Raw genomic sequence first — 23,422 nt, 5'->3', positions numbered from 1 at the left:
GATAAAACTCGGTGCCGGTGTCTGCCCGGCTCTGTTGTTGAAACCAGAAACTAGGAAGCAGTGGGTATGCTGAATCGAATCAAAGAGTACGTCCGTGACCGAAAGGACGATGTCCAGGATTATGCGGGTGGCATGGGGAAATGGATCATGGGGGTTGTTGCCCTGTATCTGCTGGTTGCCATTATCCTGGGAATGATTTGGAGCAGCGAGCCGGACATGTTCTCGGTGCGTGAGCATACCCGAACCATGGCGGCCGAGATGAACCGCGAGCCGGTGACCGGGTTTGCCACCACCGCCACCATGATTCGTATCGGTGAGACCCTGCTGGACAAGCCCGGCGGTTATATCTCCAACGATATCTTCCCGCCTGGGTTGTGGCTCGATAACATGCCGGCCTGGGAGTACGGTGTGCTGGTGCAGTTGCGGGATCTGTCCCGGGCCATGCGGAAGGACATCAGTCGTTCCCAGAGTCAGTCCGCCGAAGACTCAGACCTGGTGATTGCCGAACCGCAGTTCCACTTCGACAGCCGCAGCTGGGCGATCCCTTCCACCGAGGCGGAATACCGTCGTGGCATTAAAGCGCTGTACAGCTACCTGGACCGGCTTTCCAATCCTGAGCAGCCCTCAGCCCAGTTCTTTGCCCGGGCGGATAACCTGTCCAACTGGTTGGCCGACCTGGAAACCCGTCTGGGCAGCTTGTCCCGGGTGCTGGGTGAGAGCGTGGGGAAGGCCTCGGTGGCTGAAGAGTCCCTGCGCAATGAAGCGATGGACGGGCTGACGGATACTGACAATGGCGACGAGATCAAGACCGCCTGGACCAAACTTGACGACAACTTCTACGAGGCGCGGGGCACTGCCTGGGCACTGCTGCATATCTTCCGTGCCATCGAAGTGGACTTCCGCCGGGTACTGGTGGACAAGAACGCGCTGGCCAGCGTTCGTCAGATCATTATCGAGCTGGAAGGCAGTCAGGAGGCCATGTGGAGTCCGGTGATCCTCAATGGCAGTGGCTTTGGGTTCCTGGCCAACCACTCGTTGACCATGGCGGCGTACCTGTCCCGGGCCAATGCGGCCATCATTGACCTGCGTGAGTTGTTGTCACAGGGCTAGGCCTGGGGGCCTGCCACAGCCTGCAGGGTGAACAAGAAAAGGAGGCGAGTGCCTCCTTTTTTTGTGGGTCTAGAGGGCGCTTACCTGACTAGAAAAACAAGGTAACGCCACCGGACAGCTCAATGTTGTGGGTCAGCTGTGACTCCCGGATCAGGTCACTGTTGAACATGTGGTCACGGAAGTCCGCATGGATGGTGAGCCAGTCCAGCAACACGATGCGATAGCCGGTACCGAACGTGGTGGTGAAATTGCTTTCGCCGCCGAACTCGGTGTTACCCACGCCAGCCACCAAGTAGAAGGCGGAGTTGAACGTCAGCATATCGGAGAAGAACACTTCCCCGGGGAAGATGTTGTAGCCCACCAGGAAATTGTAGAAGCTGTAATCCCGGTCGGAATCCGTCAGCAGTCGCACGTTGTTGCCGCTGAGTTCCTCAAAGGACGTCAGGCCTGCCTCAGACATGCCGTAGTTGAACTGGAGGAAGAAGTCTTCGGTGGCATGGAACGCCGCGCTGACGCCGTAGACCGGCTCGCTGCTGAAGTTGTCGATGGAGAGAATGCCGGCAAACGCCCCCACCTCGAAAAACTCGGAGTCGATGTCGGACTCTTCGATGCTGCGTGGTTGTACTTCCGGAGTGATCACCTGAATCGGGGCCGGTTTGTCCTCGTCCTGCGCCAGTACGGTGCCGGGCAGGGCAGACAGAGCCAGGGTCATTCCCAGAGCGGTGACGGGGATCTTGCTCAGAAGAAAGTGTTCAGTCCAATTTTCCATTCGCTTAAACCTGTTGAGTCTGAATTTGACGAGAGCGAGTACTGGCGGTAGTCCGCCCGGATCAGAAAGTTGCGCCCGATGTAATAGCTGGCACCGCCGCCCACGCTGAAACCGTCGGCATCGTCGAGATCGTTGACGAGCACTTTATGGCGGGGATCAAAGGAAAAACGCGAGATTCCGGTGAGCAGGTAGGGCGTCAAATCCCAGCGGTGGAACGGCTCGATGATGAGGTTGGCGCTGTAGTAGTCGCTGGTCACCGATTCGTTGTAGATCTTGCCCGCTTCCAGCTCCATGCCGGCCCAGGTCAATGGCCGGACACCCAGCGTCAGGCTGTAGCTGGGTGACTGTTCAAACTGACCGGCGGTAAAGCCGATACGCCAGCTCGACTCCAGGTACTCGCCGTGGCCGACCTCAGGCAGGTCCGCCGGAACCCCGGTGAGTTGCAGGGTGCGGCCCAGCTGGCCAGCCTTGGTCCAACCCGTCTGGCCGTCGCTGGCCTGAACTTGGTACCAGTTGGTTTTCCGTTTGAGGATGGTAACGCTCTCGCCCTGCTCGATGACGTGGAAAATCGGGTAACCCCGCCCCGGAGCGGTGTGAAGCTCAATGTAAGGGTCAACAATCTGAACGACCGGACCCTCCGAATCGGCGTGGGTCAGGGCCGGTAGTGATGCTGATACTACGGCGACCGACCAGAGGCACGCTCGAGCCAGTTGTCGCAAGGCCTGGGGCCTTGATTGCTTTGCCGGTGAAGACGGCTGTTGCTGGATGCCGTTCATTGGTTTCTCACTGCCTGTGAATGCTCGTTTTTCGAATGAAATCAATGCCAAAACCCTTAAGTGTAAATAAATGTGAAATCATGTAACCAATTGTTTTTAAAGGGTTTATTTTGGCGATTTGGGGCGAATCCTGGATTCGAAAGCGATAATTCGCAAGGTGGAATGATGAGATTTTTGGAACAATTCACAGAATTATTAACTCGAGGAAATATTTCGGCACGATTCCGGTAACTTTGTGCTAGCTTGTTTAACATTCTTTGACGAATGAATGTGTTCAAAAACAAATCTGACCTACCGCATTAAGAGCCGTTTAAAAGAGCTCGCTGAAACAAGAGTCGGAAAACCTCAAAAGCCAGTGCCCTTGAACTAGCAACTTGCCGGCTAGCGCGTCTGCGTTACCTGCAAAGGATTTTGCGAAGGTGCACCATGTGTGAATTTACTGGTTTCAAAGCCTCCATTCCGTCCGGGACCGGTCGGCGTGTTGCTGCGTTGTGTCTGGCGTTGGGCGTGGCATTCAGCCCGCTGGCGGGAGCTGAGGAGTCGGCTGAGTCCGAGTCCGTCCAGCCATCGGCGTCAGTCAGGGCGTTGGAGCAGATTATCGAAACCCCGCTGTCGATCCGGGAAAGCCGGCGTCAGGCACAGCAGGCGGTGAACGATCTTTCCCGGGATATCCAGGGACTGAAAACGTCCGTTATTGACCTTAACCGCGACCTGCGGGTGTTGGAGGAGGACTTGCTGTTCCCGGCCAATACCCGTTTGAGCGTCTTTGTGTCCCTGGACGTTGGTGAGTTCTTCCAGCTTGAGGGCGTTGAACTCAAAGTCGATGGCCAAACCGTGACCAGCTACCTCTATAACGAGGCAGAGCGAGAAGCCCTGGCCAAAGGCGGCATGCATCGCCTTCATCTGGGTAATGTCGGTGCTGGAGACCATACCGTGTCGGCGTTCTTTGTCGGCCTTGGACCCAATGGCCGCGAATACAAGCGTGGCACCACCCTCGATTTCACCAAATCTGCTGGACCGAAGTACATCGAGCTGAGCATCGCCGACTCGGAAGCCCGACAGCAGCCAGAGTTCAGTATCCGGGAGTGGTAACACCATGAGCAGGATTCGGGCAGCAATTCGTAGTGTTGGCAGAGCGCCTTGGCTGGCTTTGGGGCTGGCGGGTGCGATGGCGGTGAGTGCGCCGCTGGTGTCTGCCTCGTCTGAAGTGCAGGACCTCAAGTATGGGGCGGTGCTTTACGAGTTCTATCAGCAAAACTATTTCGAGACCCTGGTGGAGTACGCCTACGCCGAAGAGATGGGCGGTATTGTCGGTCATGGTACCTACCCGGAGCTGCTCAAGGGCGGCGTCAGCCTGTCCTACGGTCTGGATGCCCAGGCCGAGGATATTTTTGCCCGTGTTGCGGAAGGCAATGTGTCCGATGAGGACCGCAATCGCGCCTGGTTCTACCTGGGCAAGATGCAGTACCTGCGGGGCGATGCCGATCGCGCCGCCCGCAACCTGGCCCAGATCAACGGTTCGATGCCGGATGAACTGGACGCCGAGTACCGTTACCTGGCAGCGCTGGTCAACATTCGTCTGGGTTATTACGACGCTGGCCAGAGCGTGGCCCAGACCATTGATGAAGACAGCCCTTACGCGCCGTATTTTCATTTCAACCTGGGCATCGCCTATGGCAAACAACAGCGGTTTGAGCAGGCTGCAGAAGCCCTGACCGAAGTGGTTGAGGCCGAAGATGGCAGTGCCGAACTGCAGCGGCTGGCGGATCGTGCCCGCATGGCGCTGTCTTACCTGTATGCCGAAATGGACGACCTGGCCCGTTCCGAGCAGCAGTTGGTGCAGGTGCGCACCACCGGTGCTTACTCCAACCGGGGGCTGCTCGGGGCAAGCTGGCTGGCGGTTAATGAAGGTAATTTCCGCAAGGCCCTGGCGCCCCTGAGTGCCCTGGGCCAGCGTTCCATTGCCCTGCCTGAGGTGCAGGAAGCGCTGCTGTTGAAGCCCCACGTTTACGAGCAGATGGGGCTGGACGGTCGCGCGGCCCGTGGTTTTATCGACGCCGATGCCAAGTACCGTGAAGCGCTGCAGTGGCTGAGTTCCGCCCGTGAGTCGCTGGATCAGGCGGACATGATGGAATTGTTTGTCCAGAACCTGGATCAGGTGTTGGGAGAAAGCGACTGGTTTGGTCAGGCACCTTCCGTGTCTGTTAATCACCTGTCGCCGTTCCTGGTGGAATTGATGTCGGACCATAGCTTCCAGTCAGTTCTCAAGGATCTTCGTGACCTCTACGCCGTCCGCAACAACCTGGAGGCCTGGCAGGCCAAGCGGGACGACTTCGCGGTCATCCTTGCGGCTCGTGGAGAATCGCTGGAAGGCGGTAGCCGTCCCCAGACCCTGTCGGGTTTTGCCCGTCGTGCGGAAACCGCCAAGGCGGAATACGACGCCCTGGTGCAGCGTGCGGCTTCACTGCCAGAGGAAGATCAACAGCATATTCAGTGGATGCTGGAAGGCCTGGCGACCGATCTTGCCCGCTCTGAAGGCATGGTCAACGGCTTGCAGGGCGCGGCTGCGGTGGATCGCGGAACCCGCGTCTATGGCAACAGCGTGCGCGAGATGATGGCGGCGGTCGATGCCGAGTTTGAGCGTACCTCAGTGTTGATCGAGGAACTGGAAGGCGTGATGCAAACCCTGGTGTCCACCGAGCTGGATATTCACGAACAGCGCCTGAAGCACTACCAGGTTGAGGCCCAACTGGCGAAGGTGCGAATTCTCGACCGTTCACTGTTGAACCTTGACGGCTCCGAAGCCGAAGAGGCCGAAGCAGGGGATGCGGCCATCAATGCCAACGCCCAGATTCCGGCAACCGAACCGGAGGGAACCAACGATGCGATCTAACACCCTAGTGACCACCCTGCTGGTGGCCTCGGTTCTCGGCGGTTGCAGTGCCTTCAACAACTCCACCACGATTGCGCGTTTGCAGGACCAGGGCGAAGACCTGACGGACCTGCCGCTGCCGCAGGTGATGCACGCCGATGTGCGCGAAGAGTACCGCCAGCTGCTGGAGATCATCGAAGACCGCAAGTTGCAGGAACAGATCGAACGCCGCATTGCCAGCGTGTACATGATGGAAGCGGACTACAACCAGCTGATCGGTGTGCTGCCGGGCGAAGATGGCTACTTCCCCGAGGCTATTGACGCATACCACGAGATTCTGGAGAAGTACCCCAGCAACGATGACAACGATGAGGCGCTGTACCAGTTGGCCAAGGCCTACGACCTCGACGGTCGTGACACCGAAGCGCTGGAAATCCTCAACCGCTTTATCATCGACCACCCCCATTCCCCGCGCCTGGCGGAAGTTTACTTCCGTAAGGGTGACATCCATTTCCGTCACGAGCAGTACGAAGACGCGGAAAGTGCCTACAAGTCGGTGGTGGCGCTGGGAGCGGAACCCACGTTCCTCAACAACTCCTACTATTTGCTGGGTTGGGCGCAGTACAAGCTGAGTGACTATGACAACAGTCTGATGTCGTTGTCGCAGGTGCTGGACCGCCTGGTGCCGGACAATGGCCGGGTTGAAGACCTCGACAACATCAGTCGTTCGCTGGTGGACGACACCCTGCGCATCATGAGCATTGGCCTGGCCCACGCCGGTGGTGCCGCCAAGATCTCCAGCATGTTTGATGCCCGTCCCGAGAGCGCCAAGTACACCTGGATTCTTTATTCCAGCCTGGGGCAGCACTTCCTGGAGAAGGAACGCTTCGAGGATTCCGCAGAGTCATTCCGGGCCTTTGTTGCCCAGAACCCGGACTCCGAACGGGCTCCTGAGATGCATGCGGAAATGATCCGTGCCTACGTGGACGGCGAGTTCTCCCAGCAGGTGCTGGCCGAGAAAGAGAGCTATGTCCGCAGCTACGGCATCCGCTCCGAGTACTGGCAGCAGCACACCGCCGAGTCCCGTGGCCGGGTTATGCCCAACCTGAAGGTGTACATCGATGAGTTGGCGCGTCATTACCACGCTACTGGTCAGCGGCTGAAGCGGGAACTGGCGGAGGCCACCGAGCTTGAGGCCAGCCCGGAAGTCATGGCCAGCGAGATGCGGGTCAGCTTCCGCAAAGCGGCGTCGTTCTATGGCGAATTCGAGGAAACCTTCCCGGCTGATCCGAAAGTGCCGGAAATGGTCTTTATGAGCGCGGAAGCGTCGTTTGATGGTGAGGATTATCCCAACGCCATCAAGGGCTACGAGCGCACCGCCTATGAGTTCCGTGATATCGAGCACGGTGCTGACGCCGGTTACGCCGCCATCATCGCCTACCAGAAAGAACTGGAACAGCTGATTGCCACCGCCGGTGACGGCAGTGAGCGGGTCAATCAGTGGCGTGCGAAGGGTGTGGACAGCCAGTTGCGCTTTGTTCAGGAATACCGTGAAGACGAGCGCTCCGGTGCGGTGCTGGCCAAGGCAGCCGAAGAGATGTTTGAGCTGGGCCGCTACGACCAGGCACTGGAAATCGCAACCTCTGTTGTCAGTCGCGAGGGTGAAATCGACCCGGCGCTGAACCGCACGGCCTACGGCGTGATTGCCCATTGCCAGTATGAACTGGGCAACTTCCCGGCGGCTGAGCAGGGCTATCGTGATCAGTTGGCGTACATCCCGGCCGGTAGCGAAGACGCGAAGAAAGTGACCGAGCGGATGGCGGTGTCCATCTACAAGCAGGGTGAGCTGGCCCTGGCTGCCGATGATATGGAAGGCGCCGTGGTGCAGTTCCTGCGAATCAAGACAGCGGCCCCCACGACCGATGTGCGGGTGATTGCCCAGTTCGATGCGGCAACGCACCTGATGACCCTGGAGTATTGGGATCGGGCGCTGAACGAAATGACCGAACTGCTGCGGTTGTTCCCGAACCATCAGCTGTCCCGTCAGCTGCCAGCGAAGATCGCCTACGCCTACGAGCAGGACGAGCAGTGGCTCAACGCTGCCCGGGCCTACGAAGGCATCTACAACGACCGCAACGCACCGGCTGACGAGCGCCGCGATGCCCTGTTCCTGTCAGCGGAGATGTTCGAGAAGGGTGGCGAGGACCTGCAGGCGCTGGAGTACTTCAAGAAATGGGCGTTTGACTACGAAGAGCCGTTCAATACCCGGATGGAAGCCCGTTACCACATCGCCTACCTGTACAAGCGTCATAACGACCTGAACCGTCACCTGTACTGGTTGCGGCGGGTGATTGATGGCCACAACAAGGCACCGGCGGACTGGCAGAACGATCGCTCGGCGTGGATGGCGGCCTGGGCGAACAACGAGTACGGCGACTACTGGCGTACTGAGTTTGACCGGATACGGTTGCGTGCACCGCTGAACGTCAGCATCCCGCGCAAGAACGAGAAACTGAAGAACGCACTGGATCGTTACCAGATGGCGGCGGAATACCAGATTGCTGACCAGACCACCCGGGCGACCTTCAACATTGCCGATCTCTACGGCCAGTTCGCTCAGGAGCTGATGGATGCGCCGAGGCCGCCGGGGCTGAGCCCGCTGGAGGCCGCCCAGTACGAAATCATACTGGAAGAGCAGGCCATTCCGTTTGAAGAACTGGCGATCGAGATTCACCAGGCGAACATCGAGCGTTCCTGGAGTGGCGTCTTTAACGAATGGGTTGAGAAGAGTTTTGGCTCGATGGCTGAGCTGAACCCGGCCCGCTTTGGCAAACAGGAAGTACAGGTGGTGTATGGCGATGGTATCCGTTAATCCAATCCGCAACGCTGGTTTGGCGGCGGTCCTGCTGCTGTCTGGCTGTGCGTCCCTGTCCAACTTTGCACCGGGACTGGCCGGTAGCAGTGAGGACATGACCGAGGTCAGCGCGCCGGCGGTGATTGACACCCCGGCACTGGCGCCGGCGGCGATCGCCGAGGGTGGCGCGCCTCTGCCCCAGCAAAGCTACAGCATCACCGGTGAAAAGATTCCCTACCAGCCGGCGCCCAATCCCTACCTGAGCGGGCAGGCACCGGTGCCGCCGCAGGCGGTCGCAGACTTTCGTGCAGCTCAGGCACTGCTGGACGCGGAGCAGTACCGTGATGCCCGTATCGCCTTCCGGCAGATGACCCGGGACTACCCGGACCTGTCCGGGCCCTGGGTAAAGCTGGGCGAGATTGCCGACAAGCGCGATTACCCGGACAAGGCCGAAGAAGCGTATCGCAACGCGGTTGAGGTAAACCCGAACAACATCAACGCCTACCTGGCGCTGGCCTTGCACCTCCGTCAAAAGGGCAGCTTTGCTGCCGCCCAGCAGGCTTACATTGACGTACTCACGCTCTGGAAAGACTGCCCGCCGGCTCACCTCAACCTGGCGGTCCTCTATGACCTGTACCTGAACCGGCCGGAACTTGCCCAGCCCCATTACGAGGCTTACGACTTCCTGACCGGAGGCGATAACCCGGAAGTGAACAACTGGCTGGTAGAGGTACGCCGCCGCACGGGTATCGAGACCAGTTTTATCGACCAGCCGCCGGCCCTTCCTGAGCCGGTTGAGGCTACCCCGGTTGCCGCCGAACAGGCGGCTGAGCCGGCTCCTGAATCATCCGATAAGGGCTAGGAGTTCGTCATGACGAGAACAGCAAAGCGGTTGCCGGCAACGGCGGCCCTGGTTGGGGGGCTGTTGTCCCTGACCCTGACATTCGGGGCTTCGGCCCAGGATGGCATTGACCTGGAAAGTACCTTTGTCGGGGACAAGGAACAGCCTTCGGTCAGTTACTTCATTCCCTGGAAGCCGCCTGAAGGTCCGGGAAAGTTGTATCGCTCGATCACCTCGGTGTCGGGCAAGGTTTTTGAAGTTGTGGACCGGGACGTTCACGGGCGAACGATGCAGTTCTATGACGAACTGTCGCTGGAGGAGCCCATGGGGGGCTCCGTCCAGTCCAACTAACCAGAAAGTAAAAACTGAAAATCACAAGCTGTGGGGTATCAACCATGAATTTCTACTCAACCATTGTTTCTTTCTTCCAGGAAGGCGGCGCCTTCATGTACCCAATCGCCCTGGTACTGATCGTCGGGCTGGCCATTGCTGTTGAGCGCTGGGTGTTCCTCAAGCGTGCGCTGGTCGCCAACAAGACCGCTTACGGTGAACTGCTGCCCCTGGTGAGCAACAAGGACTACGACAAGGCTGAAAAAGTGGCCCAGGGCAATACCTCTGCGATTGGCCGCCTGATGACCGTTGCCCTCGACACCATGCGTTCCTCCCCGCGTCGCGATGATATCCACGCGGCCATGCAGGAAGGTGTGATGGAAACCATCCCCCGTCTGTCCAAGCGCACCAACTACCTGTCGATCCTGGCGAACGTATCCACCCTGCTGGGACTGCTGGGTACCATCATCGGTCTGATTGCCGCCTTTACCGCGGTTGCCAACGCCGACCCTGCTGACAAAGCCACCCTGCTGTCACAGTCCATTTCCGTAGCCATGAACACCACGGCATTTGGTCTGATCGCTGCGATTCCGCTGCTGCTGATCCACTCCCTGCTGCAGAACAAAACCCTGGAAATCGTAGAAAGCGTTGAGATGGCGGGTGTGAAGTTCCTGAACTCCATCATCCGTGGCAACCCGGCTGCTGTTGCAACCCGCGAGACGGATGCCTGATTCGCTACGCCTGGCAAGTACACCCAATAGCTACGTTACGTAGCGACGTTAAATAACCACGTGTGGTGAAACTATGTTTTCCAACCGAAGAGAACAGGAAGAGGCCGACATCGACATCACTGCGTTCATGAACCTCATGATCGTATTGGTGCCGGTGCTGCTGATGAGCATGGTGTTTAATCACATTGCCATCCTCGAGCTCAACCTGCCGGACCTGACCGGAGCGCAGACCTCCAGCGCGGAAGAAAACCGCCAGCTGGAAGTGGTGGTGCGTGAATCCGGTATCGAGGTCTATTACCCAAGCGGCAACCTGGTGAAAACCATCGCCAACCTGGAAGAGCAGGAAGGTGCCGAAGGTGTCCAGGATCTGCACGACTACGAGACCCTGTCCAAGGTCTTGCAGGAGATCAAACGTCAGCTGGTTTCCAAGTCCATCGAAAAGCGCGATGCCTTGTTGCTGTCTGAATCCGGCGTGACCTACCAGTCTCTGGTATCCACCATGGACACCCTGCGCTCGGCCAAGACCGTGGTGGTGGCTGATGCTGTGGATGTGGAGTTGTTCCCGGAGATTTCTCTGGGCGATGCCCCCAACAAGCGAGGTGATTCATGAGCATGAAACCCATGTCTTTCACCACCTTGCAGGGCGGAGCTAGCCACCGTCACCTGATGAAGCCGGCCAAGCTGAACCTGGTGTCACTGATGGACATCTTCACCATTCTGGTGTTCTTCCTGCTGCTGAACTCCGGGAGCAATGAGATCCTCAAGGTCAACGATGTGACCCTGCCGGACTCTACTGCTCAGGAACAGCCGAAGGAGACCATCACAGTGCTGATCACCGACGAACACATCCTGGTGGATGGGCGTCCGGTGGCCGATATGGTGGATGTGGTTAACGGAAACGGCCTGATTGATGGCCTGACCGAAGAGCTGACATTCCTGGCTTCCAAGCGGGAGGAACTGACCGAAGAGGAGAAGGCCCTGGGGCGTTCTGCGACCATTCTTGGTGATCAGGCCATCCCGTACGAAATCCTCAAGCGGGTCATGCTGACCTGTGCCAAGTCGAACTATCGGGATATTTCTCTGGCAGTGTCCCGGATTTCGTCTGGCAGCAGCGGCGCGTAACGGGGGGCTTTGAATGACGACGATGACAACGACTCCGTACGATTTTGTGCTGCCCTGGGATTCGTCCAGGGATGAAGACTCTCGTTTCAAGAAAGTTCTGAAGCGACTGTTGTTGCTACTGCTGCTGTTCGCTCTGGTGTTTCCGTGGCTGCCGCTTCCGGAAGTTGACCGGGCAGAAGAGGAGCGGGTGCCGCCGGCGTTGGCCAAGGTGTTGATCGAACAGCGCCAGGTTGCCCCGCCGCCACCACCGCCACCACCACCTGAGCCGGTGGAGCAGGAGGTTGCCGAGGCCCCGAAACCGGAGCCAACACCGGCACCGGCTGCGCCCCCACGTGAGGTTCAGGCGGCCCGTGAGAAGGTCTCCACCATGGGTGTTGCCGCCTTCTCCAGCGAACTGTCTTCGCTGCGCAGCTCACTGAACGTGGCCCAGTTGCAGGCTCGCAACACCAACGTCCAGACCGGCGCTGCCGCACGGGCGGCCCGCAACGTACTGGGTGCCCAGTCTGCGACGGCGACCAGTGGCGGTGTGAACAGCTCGGTGATGAACGACAGTGGTTCCGGCTCTCAGCTGGCGGCCCATTCGTCGACCGCCGTGGACAGCCCGATTGGTGGCTCTGGTGGCACCGGAGCTGGCGCGGGTGGTCAGGGCAGTGGTGGTGGTTCCCAGCGTTCCACCGTGGCCGGTGGTCGCGACATGGAATCCATCCGCCGGGTGTTCGAGCAGCATAAAGGGGCGATCTACGCGCTCTATAACCGGGCGCTCCGCAGCAATGCGAGCCTCAAGGGCAAGTTCGTGTTTCATATCGTGATCGAGCCGAATGGCAGCATTTCCGCGATCAACCTGGTTGATAGTGAACTGGGTGATGCGACGCTGGAAATGAAGCTGCTGGCACGTATCCAGATGATCTCGTTTGGCCCTGAAGATGTGGCGGCAACGCCTGTGAACTACAAATTCGATTTCCTCCCTGGTTGAGGAATCGGCAACCCTGGCAGGGAAGCCGGGTTGCAGTGACTGGTGTCGAGAAGGTGTTGGAGGTAGTCATGAGCACAACAAGGAATTCATGGGTGCGTATGGGACTGGCAGGGATGGCCCTGCTGGGACTGACGGGTTGCTTTGAAGGGCAGCGTAGCGATAGCGAGGACGAGATGGCCTCGGATCGGCCGTTTGCCTATGTGGTGCGGGATTTCCCGGAGATGGGGGAGGCCTCAAGCATTGATGTGCGGCCGCCACTGGATCCGCGGGCACCGTATCAGTTCAACCCGGGTGCACGCATCATGGCCCGTGACCGGATTGCCCTCAACACCTCCGAACATGACGTGATGGCGAACTACTTCGGTGGTGCCCTCTACGACGTCAAGGATGTGGACATTTCGCCTGATGGTGAACGGATGGTCTTTGCGGCCCACGGGCCGGCAGGGGATGCGTCCAACAACACCTGGAATATCTTTGAGTACACCTTCGACAGTAACCAGGTGCGGCGGGTATTCGCCGATAACGACCTGGCTAACCTGGGTAATGACACCAACCCGGCTTACACCAACGAAGGTCGCATCGTATTTTCTTCTGACCGTCAGGCCGGGCGGGGCGACTGGCGCCTGCTGGACCTGAGGGAATATCTGGCAGACTTCGGCGAGCCGGCGTCGCTGCTGCACACCGTGAATCCGGACGGCACCGGGCTGGCACAGATCAGCTTTGGTGAGTTCCACGATATCGAACCCAGCACCATGGATGACGGCCATATCGTCTTTATCCGCTTCGGTCGGCTCTATGAGACGCTGGAAGACTGTACCCTCGACCAGATCGACGACCCCAACTTCAACACCCACCCCCATGGTGGCGGGTACGGTCAGGGCAATGGTAACGGCTTTCCTCCGGGCCTTGAGGAGCCGAAAGACTGGACCGAGGCCGACAAGTGCGGTGCGTCGCTGGAAGGGGATAACCCCGACGAGCGGATCTTCGTCGAGGACGTGTTCAGCCTCTACCGCATCACGCCCAACGGCGGCAACATGCACCGCTACTTTGGCAGCCTGAGCGAAGAGTTCAGCGACGCCTCGTTTATTCATTACATGGATCCGATTCCACTGCCTGATGGCAACCTGGTGACCATCATGCGTCACATCTTCAACCCGGTTTACGGCGGAGATGTGGTCAAGATCAACAGCAAGAACTTCTTCGCGGTGGATTTCCCGGTGGATGAAACCGTCGTCGGCGAAGCCGAGGAGTCGTTCACGCCAGGGCTGGTGAATTTCTACCCCAACCAGGTATCACCGGCGGGCTGGTACAGTGCGGTGGCGCCTTACGGTGACGGCAGTGGCCGCCTGTTGGCAGCCTGGGCCCAGTGCTTGACTGCGGATGCCCAAAATCTGGTCGCCGCGTGTGAAGGCTCTTCAACCGCCGCCAACCTCGGCGAACCCCAATACGGTGTGTGGATGATCGACCCCGCCACCAACACCCGCCTGCCTGTGGTGGGCAGCGACCGTCAGGCCCTGTACACCGACGTGGTGATCGGCAACCGTAACGACCAGGCCCGGCCTTACGAGGGCAACCGTAATGAACTGGACCTGGAAGACAACACGGCGGTGTTCCATATCCGCAGTATCTATGATCTCGACGGCGCTGACATGGCCGAACCCGACGGTGGCATCGTTACCCGGCGCGACCCGAGCCTGACCGCTCCGGACGACCGCTCCGAGCGCTTCATCCGGGTGTTGGGCAAGCGCAGCATTCCGCCTGAGCTGGAGCAGCTGATCCTGACCGATCCGGTGTGGAACCCGGAATCCGGCCCCCGTCCACCGATGGGACTGACGCCGATTCTTGGTACCGGTGGCCGTGGTCTGTACGACGTACTGTCTTACTCCATGGTTGAGCCGGACGGCTCTGCGATGGTGAAAGTACCGGCTGACACCGAAATTACCTTCGAAGTGGTTAACCGCTACGGCAAACGGGTCGATCTGATCGCCAACCCAGGCTACAACTACAACTACCTGATGCAGCACCCCACCAAGCTGCTGCTGGAAGAGGGCGAAGAGCTGCGCTGTTACGGCTGCCATGACCCTGAGGTAGATATTCCCCATGCCCGGACCGATGTTGAACTGGCCTCGGCCAACCCGGGCGCCCCGGGGGACGGCATGCCGTTCCCGAACGCCAATCCGTCCATCGTGGCTTTTGCCTGGAAGGACACCATGGCCCAGGCGCTGTCTGAGTCCCTCGGTTACCTGGGGGCTACCGGGGCCGATACCCTGTCGTTTGAAGACCATTGGGGCAACCCGCCCGATGACAGCCTGAGCTTCAGTGTCAGCTACTCCGAGCTGACCACCCCGGCCCCCGTTGCCGACGCGAGCTGTCTGACCGACTGGCGGCCGGACTGTAAGGCCACCATCAACTACATGGAGCATATCCAGCCGATCTGGAATGCCTGTCGGGTTGATCCGGTGGACGCCAGCAACACGGTGTCGTGCCAGGCCTGTCACCGGGCGGCAGAGAGCAAGGTGTGTGCAGCGGCCGGTGGCGGTGGTGGTGCCAGCAATGGGCTGTTGCTGGGCAATGGCAATTCGTCCTGGGATCCCCGTCAGCCGGAGTCCTACGTACAGTTGTTCGAGCCGGACTATTACATGAAGCAAACCGCGGGAGGTGACTGGGTGGAAGTCACCGACCCGGATACCCAGTGTGCGGATGGTATCCAGGGCGACATGACGGTGCTGCCGGATCCTGGTGTGTGTTTCAGTCGCCGCTTGATGAGCGCTCGTGGCGCCATTGCCAGTGCCCGCTTCTTCTCCCTGTTCGATAACGACCCGGACGACGATGCCTATGAAGTGGAGCTGCCGGGTACCAACACCATCCGTCAGAGCCACATGGGCATGCTGACAGAGGCCGAGCTGAAGCTGATTGCTGAGTGGCTGGATGCCGGTGCTCACTACTACAACGATCCGGACAAGCTGCAATTCCCGACACCGTGAGTGTCGGGAATGATTGAGGAATCGACGTGATGACCATGGCAATTCATGCGGCTGACACCATCGACCTGGACAGCTACGGCACGCCGAACCTGGAGCTTGAGCGCCAGGGCTGGGGGATACCGGCGGCTGAAACCTGGGTGGTGGACAGCAAGTTTCGCCAGACCGACAGCCGCCGCCGTCTCAGCACTCTTTACAAACGGTTCAATCGCCACTTCCTGGCGATTCGCCGACAGCAGGGCCAACGCTCACTGCCCGAGCAGGTGATTGACCTGACGTTTGTCGAACGCCAGCCCCGGGAAGTCAAAAAGCATCGCCCACTGTTGTGGGGGCTGTCGCTGCTCTGTCTGGCGGCGCCCTCCATGGTGTATTACCTCACGCCGTACCTGCCGCTGTGGGGGAGCCCGCCGGTGGCATTGGGGTTACTGATGATGGCGATGGCCTGGCGTGGCCGGAAACACTACTTTGAATACCTGGCCCTGAATTCGGACATCACGGTGTTTACCGTGGATGGCCGTTTCCCCGGCAAGGAACAGGTCGCGGCGTTCCAGGCGGAGCTGGACGGTGCGATTGAGCGGGCCCAGGCCGGGCTGCCCCAGGGAAAGGCGCGGATACCGCTGGCGGTGACCGAGATGCGGCGCTTGTGCCAGGCGGGCATCATTGCCGATGATGACTACGAAGCGGCCAAGCAGCGCTGGTTCACCAGCCCCTCGACTTGATTACCGCAACTTCATCTTATTATCATCGGGGCTTTATGCTGGCTGGGACTACTCTGAGCCGAAGACACTGAAAGGAGACAACATTTATGAAAAAGGTATTGGCGCTGTGCTCGGTTTTGTTCCTCTTTAGCACGTCCGCCGCGGCATTTGACGGTTACATTGATGTCACCAACAACACTGGCTATGACATCTACTACCTCTATGTCAGTCATGCCAAGAAAGACACCTGGGGCCGTGATCGTTTGGGGGATGACATCCTGGAGGACGGTGAAACCTTCCGTGTGAACGTGCGCAAACAGCCAACGTCGATTTTTGATATCCACGCTGAGGATGAAGACGGCGATACCTACACCGTGTGGGACCTGGACATCGCCACCGACGACCTGGTGCTGACCCTGGATCACATCGACTGATTAGGCTTTTTAGGCCTTTCGTATCATAGGTTTGTAAATTTTTTTAAAAGATACGAAATCTTACTCAGTTTAAATTGAAGATTGTGTTCCACTCCCGCTATTCTTCTGGAGAAACTTACGTTTTTGTAATTCCGGCGTGCCAGGGCATAGCTGGTACTACAAAATTACTGATCAAGGGAATGCCTGGTACCAGTGAGTCTGGCGAGGGTATTTTGACGGACGGGGAAAGCGCGCTTCCCCGCCAATAAAAAGGAGATATCGATGTTCAAGAAGATGTTGGCACTCAGTGCCCTGCTGGTGCTGATCAGCTCAAAGGTATTTGCATTTGATGGCTACATTGAGGTCACCAATAATACCGGTTATGACATCTACTACCTGTACGTCAGTAACGAAGAGCGTGGCGACTGGGAAGAAGATGTGCTGGGCGATGATATTCTTGAAGATGGAGAAACCATTCGGGTAAACGTTCGCAAGCAGCCCTCATCGGTGTTTGATATCCGGGCGGAAGACGAAGATGGTGACACCTACACGGTCTGGAGCCTGGATATTGCCAAGCGGGACCTGGTGCTGACCCTGGATAACCTGGATAGCGGCGACAGTCAGGGCGACTTTGACGGCTACGTGAACGTTACCAACAACACCGGTTATGACATTTACTACCTGTACGTCAGCAACGAAAATCGGAGCGACTGGGAAGAAGACGTTCTCGGTGACGACATCCTGTCCGTTGGCGAAACCATCCGTGTGACGGTGCGCGACCAGGATTCCTCTGTCTTCGACATCCGTGCGGAAGATGAAGACGGTGACACCTACACCATCTGGGGGCTGGATATCTCCCGGCGGGATCTGGTGCTGACCCTGGACGACCTTGACTGATCGTTCCCCTGATCCAAAGAGGCGCCATTACGGCGCCTTTTTTTTCGATTATTTTCTTGCCCTGACACTGGATTCGTCATATTAAACTGAAACAGTCTGACCGATTCCCGGCAGGCCCTTTCCTCAGGTGAAACAGACGAACGTGGTCGCACTGAAACTCCCAGCCCGCAACAGCGGGGAAGGGGACGTTCCCCATCTCTACGAAACCATTGCCAACGACCTGCTAACCAAAGGTTACAGCGTCAATATTGGTGGCCTGCCACCGGATTTGACCCATGCCCTGTGGACGCAGGTTCAGCAGCTATCCCGGCGCGAGTTTGCCCCGGCGGGTATCGGGCGGGAGCAAGACCACATGGTGAACAACTTTGTTCGTAGCGATGAGATCTGCTGGATCACCGGTGAGTCCGAAACCGGCGCCTCGTGGCTGGAGTGGGCGACACAGCTGCAAGCTTACCTGAACCGGCGGTTGCTACTGGGGCTGTTTTCGTTTGAAAGCCACTACGCCCACTACGCCCAGGGTGATTTCTATAAGAAGCACCTGGATGCTTTCAAAGGAGAGGCCAACCGTACGCTGTCATTGGTGGCTTACCTGAACCCGGGGTGGCAGCCCGATGATGGCGGCGAACTGGTGTTGTACACCGGAGAGGATGACCAGACCCTGCGGGTAACACCCGGTTTTGGCACGGTGGTGGCGTTTCTCAGCGAAGAGTTTCCCCATGAGGTGCTACCGGCCCAACGAGACCGCTATTCCATCGCCGGCTGGTTCCGCGTTAACCAGTCCAGCTCGGCAAGGGTTGACCCACCAGCCTGAGTTCCCTGCCGCCACCGACTATGCTGAACACAGAGCCTTCGGCATAGCGTTGCAGATGGGAGGGCGGTGTCATGGCCGGAAATGTTCATGGGCCAGGTTCAGGGTTGCCACTGTGGGGGCTGGCGCTGGCGGCGGCGTTGATCCCGTTGCTGACCATCCACCTGACTTACCTGGTGTCGGCTATGGAAGGGCATGTGCCGTGGTGCATGCCCTACCTGGAAAGCTGCACCAGTATCAGTCGAACCGGGCGCCACGGCACAGCCTACTTTATTTTCAAGGGCACCATGTTGCCGGCGGCGATTCTGGGGATGCTGTTCTGGTGGCTGAACCCGCACTGGTTGCGACAACTGGGGGCGACACCGGGCAGACTGGGCTGGATTACCCTGCTGGGCGTAACTGCCTGCCTGGCACTTGTACTCTATACCCTGGTGCTGGGGCATGTCGGTGATGGCTTCCGGCTGTTGCGGCGCACTGGGGTGGTGCTCTACTTCTCCCTGACCTATCTGGCACAGCTTCTGCTCAGCCAGGCGCTTAGCGGTGCGCCCGGATGGCGTCGTCGAGGCCAAGGGTTGTTGACCTTGTGTGTGGTGACACTGTCGGTGGCGATGCTGACCGTGGTTCTGCAGGTGGTCGCCTATGACTTCTATCAAGGCATTGAAGATAGCTTTGAATGGATAATCGCCCTGCTGGTGAATGCTCATGCCCTGTGGGTGGCGGTACTCTGGAGGCGAAGTCGCTTTAGTGCCTCGATACAGGTGGACCATGACGGTTAGGCGTGTTGATTGGGTAATAAATAATCAATGGAGAAGCGACTAATTTTCATTTACACTAGCGACATCTTTCCATCGGGTGCTTTTCTGGCACCCGTTACCCGGCGTTGTTGTACAGGTGTAGTTCATGGATTTGGGGACCTCTCTGGTTGAATTCCTCGATACCGCGGTGATTGAACCGGTCACCAAACAGTTCCTTGGGATCTTCGATCTCAACGGGCGCTTTGGCGTGTTGTTCCTGATGATTTCCTATCTGGTGGCCTTCGGGCTGTATGCCTACCGTAAGCGCGAGGGCACGACGGCGGCCGGCAGTTACTGGCAATTCCTGGGGGGGAACCGGGTGCATTTCCACCGGTCGGCCCTGGTGGACTACCAATACTATTTCCTGCGCGCGATCCTTAAGGTGGTGTGCGTTCTGCCGGTGGTGGCGATTGTTGATCCCTACATCCTCCGCTCCGGTGACTATGTGGCGTTCTTCACCAACCTGTGGGGCGCCCGTCCCCAGCTCGGGGAAAACATGGGGCTGATGATGCTCTACGGCCTGGGGGTGTTCCTGGTGGGGGACTTCGTCCATTACTGGGTGCACCGGGCCTTCCATTCCCGCTGGTTGTGGGAATTTCACAAGGTTCACCACTCGGCGGCGGTACTGGTGCCGGCGACAGCAAGTAGGATCCACTTTGTTGAGAAAATCGTCGAGAAGATTGCCCTTGGGGTGATGATTGGGTTCTACGCGGGTCTGTTCTATTACCTGTGTGGTGGTGAGATTAGCCGTTACACGCTCTTTGGGGTGACCTATCTGGTCTTTATCTTCAACGCCCTGGCGGCCAACCTACGGCACAGTCACGTCTGGCTGTCCTTTGGCCCGGTGATTGAGCGTGTTATCAACAGCCCCGCCCAGCATCAGATTCACCATAGCGATGCGGCCAGGCACTTCAACAAGAACTTCGGCACCAACCTGTCGATCTGGGACTGGATGTTTGGCTCCCTGTACGTCACCACGCGTCAGCCAGAGCCGATTACGTTTGGTGTGGGGGATCGGGAGAATCGCAAGTACCAGAGTCTGGGAAGCCTGGTATTCAGGCCGTTTGTGGTGATTGGTCAGCGGGTCTGGCGCCGTACGGGTGACTGGTTGGCTGCCGTCCGCTCACCGGGGTGACCGTGTCGGGAAAGGATTAGAACGCCAGAACCCAGGCAGGTAACGCTGGTTCTGGCGTTTCATTGCGTACGCTAGCGATCTATGCGGTCTTAGGCCGCTTTCGGGTCTGCGCCGAAGTCATTGCTGCCACTGTTGCCTTCCATGCAGAAGAACACCAGCAGAACGATCGGGCCAACCAGCGGAATCAGAGCCAGCAGCAACCACCAGCCGGTGCGGCCTGTGTCGTGCAGACGACGGACACCAACGGCCAGACTCGGAACAAGCAATGCCAGACCGTAGATGGCGCTGATAATACCCGGGATCCCCAAGATACCTTCAATCACGCTCAGCGCAATGACAATGGCTATGTTGATGAGCGCGAACATCCAGTATTCTTTGCGACGTGCGCGGCCAGAAAAACCTGCGTAGTTTTTAATAACGGCCAGATACCAATCCATTTACTTTCTCCTTGATCTCCCTAGCTTGAAGCTGACGAATCAGGGAGAGGATTCGTCAACATCGCGGCAGTCATTGCCGCAAATGGTTTTTAGCAAGAAATTCATAACGATACAAAGCATATGTCCACTTTATGGGGAGATTGGTGTAGGTAGTTCTCCCTATCCCGGCGCAGATTTGAAAAGCGCGGCGCGGATTTGCTGTTTTTTTGGTCTATATCAAGGCGCGCTTCCCGCCTTGTGGTGTCATAGACAGGGGCTTGGTCAGCCATGTCCCTTTGGCAGTTCACAACGTTGTAACGTGAAACGTGTCCCATGACATCTGGAGTACATCTGCTCTGACAGGAGGGCGTTCCATGATCGAATCCTTGTTACAAGGTGCGTTGAAACTGAGCACCGACGTTCACCTCGAACCCTACCAGCGAGGCAGCAACCTGACCGATGGCTTTACCGTCGGAAGCACCAAAAGTTTCCGGCTGGTCAACGACGCCGGTGAAACCACGGCGGTGATCGACGGCTGGTGTTTTGACGGCGCCTGCTACGGTTATGTGCAATTCGACGCAGCTGGCGAAGTTGTGGTTTCCCGCGAGGTGTTCAGCCTCACGCCTGGGCGCGAGCACCAACCGGTTCATCCCAATGAACGTATTCCCCATATGGGCGTCTGACCGTCAGACCGGCAGTCAGCTACGGCAGTTGCCAGCGCGACGGTAGCCTGCCGCTTCCGCCTCGCTGACACTGTTAAATTCAACCCGGTTTTCAGGGGCGACCCGGTCGTAACTGGGACAGAGTCCCTGCAGGTGGTAAACACGGCTGTTGCGGTTGCCTCGCAGTTGAATCGTGACCGGATCAGCGCTTGCGAGAACGGTCGGCTCGTTGGCGGCGATACCCGCAGCGACATTGCGATGGCCCAGACTCCAGGCCCGCTCTCCGGTAACAAACGGGTTGTTGTGGCCCATGACGGCAGCAATACGGCGATCCCGTTCCCGTTCCCAGTCCGTGACCGGGTACAGGCGGTGCCATGCCATAAACAGTTGTTGCTGCTGGCGGCTCATGGTCAGGTTGTAACGGTCGTGAATGTAGAAGTAGGTGCGGGCAATCTGGCCTTTGACCTGGTCGCGGGGTTCCACCGTTCGCTCACCAAAGGCCACCTGGGTGTCACACTGGCCATACTGGGATGGCTGTGCCGGGAGTTCGCCAAAGCTGTAGTTGCTGCGGTCGCCGTTGACCTCCCCGATGGTTGGGGTGAGGTTGTGCATGTCGGCTTCCATAATTTCAAACAGCGGGTCGTTTGCGGCACAGTTGCGGCGCCCGCCTTCTTGCCAGCACTGGCGCTGATGCCCCATCACCCAGGCCGGGACAACGTGTTCCCACTCGATACGGGCAGCCCGGGTTTCCTGCTTGCGAACCTGATAGCCGCAGGAAGCGGCATCGACACGGCCGCCGGAGTCGCCGACCCAGCTCCAGTGACAACCGCAATAGAAGGACCCCTCCGCCGATTCGTTCTGGTCGTAATAGACTTGCTCTCGCAGCAACTCCTTGGCCTGGCCGAAGGATGAGGGTTGCCCCAGGGCGGGCAGGGTAAAGGCAAGGCACAGTAAGGTGATCAGGGATCGGGTGAACAGCACGTTGGGTCCTTAGCGACGTTCCAGTATCTGGGCAAAATTTTGCCTGAATTGGTCGCCTTGGACTGTAAGGTGTTGTAACCGTAAGTGTTTGTTGTTGTGAGTGGGCTAGGGAGGAGGCGGTCGCACTCCTCCTCGGTTATACGGACAAGTGACGTCGGAACAGCACCAGTGCCGCCGAGAAAAACACCGCGCCAATGCCTGCCAGCGCCAGCATCTGTGGCCAAACCACGTCGATACCGGCACCCCGGTAGAGAATGGCCTGGGCCATGCTGACAAAATGGGTGGTGGGTGCGGCCAGCATGATGTTTTGTACCAGCTCGGGCATGCTTTCCCGCGGGGTGATACCGCCTGACAGCAGTTGCAGGGGCAAAATGGTCAGGATCAGCAGCAGGCCAAACTGAGGCATGGTCCGGGCCACGGTGCCAATCAGGATCCCGATGGCGGTGGTCGAGAACAGGTGGATCAAGGTGCCGAGCAGGAACAGCGCAACCGAGCCAGCAATCGGCACGTTCAGCCAGTGCTGGACCACCAGCGTGACCGACACCGAGGCCGCGAGCAGCACCACCAGGGCGTTGGCCCAGACCTTGGCCGCCATGATCTCGAAGGGCCGCAGCGGCATCACCATCAGGTGTTCCACGGTGCCGTGTTCCCGTTCCCGGATCAGTGCCGCGCCGGTGAGAATAATGCTGATCAGCGTGACCTGGGTGATGATCTCCATCACCCCGCCAAACCAGGTGCCATCCAGGTTGGGGTTGAAGCGGACCCGGGTCACCAGCTGAATGGGTAATTGGCTGGTGGCGGCGCTGCCCGGCTGCAGGAACTCGGCCACTTCGGTCAGGGTGAAGCGTTGAATGTAGGTGGTTCCGATAAACGCCTGGCTCATGCGGGTGGCGTCAATGTTCAGCTGCAGGCTCACCGGCTGTCCCTGCCTCACCTTGCGCTCAAAGCCTTCCGGGATCACCAGGGCAAAGGTGTGGCTGCCTTTGTCCAGCAGCTCGTCCACCTGGTCGTAGCGCACCAGGTCGGGCTCTAGGAACCAGGGCTGCTGCAGCGAGTTGATCACCCGCCCTGACAGGGTGGTCTGGTCCTGGTCGACAACGGCGATGGGGGCGTTGTTCAGCTCCATGGAGCCGGCGGAACCGGCGGTGTAGATCATCACGGTGAAGGCCACCGCGACGAACACCAGCAGGATTTTATCCTGCCAGAGGCTGCGCAGCTCCTTGATGCCGAGGTTCCAGATGTTGTAAAGGCTCGTCATG

Annotated in this window: 23 protein-coding genes; 18 read left to right on the top strand and 5 right to left on the bottom strand. The window is 58.6% G+C overall.

All coding sequences use genetic code 11. The features are described from left to right. Positions 1–66 precede the first annotated feature (66 nt). A complete protein-coding gene (locus BMZ67_RS00585; RefSeq protein WP_092019987.1) occupies positions 67–1,110 on the top strand; it encodes a DUF2333 family protein in 1,044 nt (347 codons plus the stop codon). 88 nt (positions 1,111–1,198) lie between these two features. Here BMZ67_RS00585 and BMZ67_RS00580 read toward each other — a convergent pair whose 3' ends face one another. After that, a complete protein-coding gene (locus BMZ67_RS00580) occupies positions 1,199–1,879 on the bottom strand; it encodes an outer membrane beta-barrel domain-containing protein (RefSeq protein ID WP_092019986.1) in 681 nt (226 codons plus the stop codon). After that, the gene (locus BMZ67_RS00575) at positions 1,849–2,655 is read right to left on the bottom strand and encodes an SH3 domain-containing protein (protein ID WP_092019985.1); all 807 of its coding nucleotides are present in this window, start codon (positions 2,653–2,655) and stop codon (positions 1,849–1,851) included. The genes BMZ67_RS00580 and BMZ67_RS00575 overlap by 31 nt, the downstream gene beginning before the upstream one ends. Before the next feature lie 426 nt (positions 2,656–3,081). Between BMZ67_RS00575 and BMZ67_RS00570 the strand changes: the two genes are divergently transcribed. The 16 genes from BMZ67_RS00570 to BMZ67_RS00495 all read left to right on the top strand — a co-directional run bounded on the left by BMZ67_RS00570 (position 3,082) and on the right by BMZ67_RS00495 (position 20,104). Then, complete coding sequence (locus tag BMZ67_RS00570) at positions 3,082–3,747, top strand: hypothetical protein (RefSeq protein WP_217642438.1); 666 nt, start codon at positions 3,082–3,084, stop codon at positions 3,745–3,747. A gap of 4 nt (positions 3,748–3,751) precedes the next feature. Further along, positions 3,752–5,548, top strand: coding sequence for a tetratricopeptide repeat protein (locus tag BMZ67_RS00565; RefSeq protein WP_139214307.1), 1,797 nt, complete (start codon positions 3,752–3,754; stop codon positions 5,546–5,548). Next, on the top strand, positions 5,538–8,399 hold the full coding sequence (locus tag BMZ67_RS00560) for a tetratricopeptide repeat protein (RefSeq protein ID WP_175481803.1): 2,862 nt from the start codon (positions 5,538–5,540) through the stop codon (positions 8,397–8,399). The genes BMZ67_RS00565 and BMZ67_RS00560 overlap by 11 nt, the downstream gene beginning before the upstream one ends. Next, a complete protein-coding gene (locus BMZ67_RS00555) occupies positions 8,380–9,243 on the top strand; it encodes a tetratricopeptide repeat protein (protein WP_092019982.1) in 864 nt (287 codons plus the stop codon). Before BMZ67_RS00560 ends, BMZ67_RS00555 begins: the two co-directional genes overlap by 20 nt. Before the next feature lie 9 nt (positions 9,244–9,252). Continuing rightward, positions 9,253–9,573 carry a hypothetical protein gene (locus tag BMZ67_RS00550; protein ID WP_092019981.1) on the top strand — a complete coding sequence of 107 codons (321 nt, stop codon included), beginning with the start codon at positions 9,253–9,255 and terminating at the stop codon, positions 9,571–9,573. Positions 9,574–9,617: 44 nt separating this feature from the next. Further along, positions 9,618–10,283: a MotA/TolQ/ExbB proton channel family protein gene (locus BMZ67_RS00545; RefSeq protein WP_092019980.1), complete on the top strand. Its 666-nt coding sequence runs from the start codon at positions 9,618–9,620 to the stop codon at positions 10,281–10,283. A gap of 73 nt (positions 10,284–10,356) precedes the next feature. Beyond that, positions 10,357–10,893: an ExbD/TolR family protein gene (locus BMZ67_RS00540; RefSeq protein WP_092019979.1), complete on the top strand. Its 537-nt coding sequence runs from the start codon at positions 10,357–10,359 to the stop codon at positions 10,891–10,893. Next, entirely contained in the window at positions 10,890–11,405 is a 516-nt protein-coding gene (locus tag BMZ67_RS00535; RefSeq protein ID WP_092019978.1) for an ExbD/TolR family protein, read from the top strand. Before BMZ67_RS00540 ends, BMZ67_RS00535 begins: the two co-directional genes overlap by 4 nt. A 13-nt stretch (positions 11,406–11,418) precedes the next feature. Beyond that, the gene (locus BMZ67_RS00530) at positions 11,419–12,378 is read left to right on the top strand and encodes an AgmX/PglI C-terminal domain-containing protein (protein ID WP_139214306.1); all 960 of its coding nucleotides are present in this window, start codon (positions 11,419–11,421) and stop codon (positions 12,376–12,378) included. Between the two features lie 68 nt (positions 12,379–12,446). Then, positions 12,447–15,362 carry a PD40 domain-containing protein gene (locus tag BMZ67_RS00525; RefSeq protein WP_139214305.1) on the top strand — a complete coding sequence of 972 codons (2,916 nt, stop codon included), beginning with the start codon at positions 12,447–12,449 and terminating at the stop codon, positions 15,360–15,362. Between the two features lie 29 nt (positions 15,363–15,391). Next, complete coding sequence (locus BMZ67_RS00520) at positions 15,392–16,078, top strand: hypothetical protein (RefSeq protein ID WP_092019975.1); 687 nt, start codon at positions 15,392–15,394, stop codon at positions 16,076–16,078. An 86-nt stretch (positions 16,079–16,164) separates the two neighbouring features. Then, positions 16,165–16,491 carry a hypothetical protein gene (locus tag BMZ67_RS00515; protein ID WP_092019974.1) on the top strand — a complete coding sequence of 109 codons (327 nt, stop codon included), beginning with the start codon at positions 16,165–16,167 and terminating at the stop codon, positions 16,489–16,491. Between the two features lie 261 nt (positions 16,492–16,752). Next, positions 16,753–17,367: a hypothetical protein gene (locus BMZ67_RS18645; protein WP_217642437.1), complete on the top strand. Its 615-nt coding sequence runs from the start codon at positions 16,753–16,755 to the stop codon at positions 17,365–17,367. Positions 17,368–17,494: 127 nt separating this feature from the next. Further along, positions 17,495–18,178 carry a 2OG-Fe(II) oxygenase gene (locus BMZ67_RS00505; RefSeq protein WP_245749826.1) on the top strand — a complete coding sequence of 228 codons (684 nt, stop codon included), beginning with the start codon at positions 17,495–17,497 and terminating at the stop codon, positions 18,176–18,178. A gap of 71 nt (positions 18,179–18,249) precedes the next feature. Beyond that, a complete protein-coding gene (locus tag BMZ67_RS00500; RefSeq protein WP_092019972.1) occupies positions 18,250–18,951 on the top strand; it encodes a hypothetical protein in 702 nt (233 codons plus the stop codon). A gap of 124 nt (positions 18,952–19,075) precedes the next feature. Beyond that, complete coding sequence (locus BMZ67_RS00495; RefSeq protein WP_092019971.1) at positions 19,076–20,104, top strand: sterol desaturase family protein; 1,029 nt, start codon at positions 19,076–19,078, stop codon at positions 20,102–20,104. 89 nt (positions 20,105–20,193) lie between these two features. Here the strand turns inward: BMZ67_RS00495 and BMZ67_RS00490 are convergent, their stop codons facing one another. Beyond that, the gene (locus BMZ67_RS00490; RefSeq protein ID WP_092019970.1) at positions 20,194–20,541 is read right to left on the bottom strand and encodes a DUF805 domain-containing protein; all 348 of its coding nucleotides are present in this window, start codon (positions 20,539–20,541) and stop codon (positions 20,194–20,196) included. Between the two features lie 353 nt (positions 20,542–20,894). Here BMZ67_RS00490 and BMZ67_RS00485 point away from each other — a divergent pair, with 353 nt between their 5' ends. Further along, complete coding sequence (locus BMZ67_RS00485; protein ID WP_092019969.1) at positions 20,895–21,203, top strand: hypothetical protein; 309 nt, start codon at positions 20,895–20,897, stop codon at positions 21,201–21,203. Positions 21,204–21,218: 15 nt separating this feature from the next. On the opposite strand, the gene BMZ67_RS00480 is transcribed toward BMZ67_RS00485, so the two are convergent. Then, positions 21,219–22,163 (bottom strand): endonuclease, encoded by a 945-nt coding sequence (locus BMZ67_RS00480; protein WP_092019968.1) that lies wholly within the window; start codon positions 22,161–22,163, stop codon positions 21,219–21,221. Positions 22,164–22,299: 136 nt separating this feature from the next. Next, positions 22,300–23,421 carry an ABC transporter permease gene (locus BMZ67_RS00475; protein WP_092019967.1) on the bottom strand — a complete coding sequence of 374 codons (1,122 nt, stop codon included), beginning with the start codon at positions 23,419–23,421 and terminating at the stop codon, positions 22,300–22,302. Position 23,422: the final 1 nt, after the last annotated feature.

The organism is Marinobacter zhejiangensis, from assembly GCF_900114775.1.
In the GTDB taxonomy this organism is placed as follows: domain Bacteria; phylum Pseudomonadota; class Gammaproteobacteria; order Pseudomonadales; family Oleiphilaceae; genus Marinobacter; species Marinobacter zhejiangensis.
This window is presented reverse-complemented; position numbering and strand designations above follow the sequence as displayed.